The following is a 353-nucleotide window of genomic DNA, read 5'->3' on the forward strand; positions in this document are numbered from 1 at the left end:
TCTGTGCTAGCTGGCGCTGGAACTACATCTAAAACACCGTTTGCTTGTAAAGTAACCATAGTACCATCACTTAACGTTACTGTAGATCCTGTTGCTATTGGAAATACTGTACCATCTGCATCAAGAATCTCTGTGATTGCTAAATTCGCATTGTCTCCATCTGGATCATTACTAGCAGGTAACACGCTAACCGGAATGGCACTACCATTATTAGTTTGAGCTGTTAAAGCTTCATCATCGGCTACTGGTGGTAACTGTATAAAAGTAATGGCTACGTTTCCTGTATCTGGTAAGTTATCTTCGTCAACTACGGTATAGGTAAAGTTTACTGGCTCTGTACTGTCCATTGCTGG

General features: G+C 41.4%; 1 protein-coding gene. It reads right to left on the bottom strand.

What is annotated here, in order from left to right; translation table 11 throughout:
- Nucleotides 1-353: hypothetical protein (locus tag Q0762_RS13945; protein WP_298767748.1), on the bottom strand; the 353-nt coding region annotated here is incomplete at both ends.

Origin of the sequence: uncultured Polaribacter sp., assembly GCF_947495205.1 — a bacterium.
Taxonomy (GTDB): Bacteria; Bacteroidota; Bacteroidia; order Flavobacteriales; family Flavobacteriaceae; genus Polaribacter.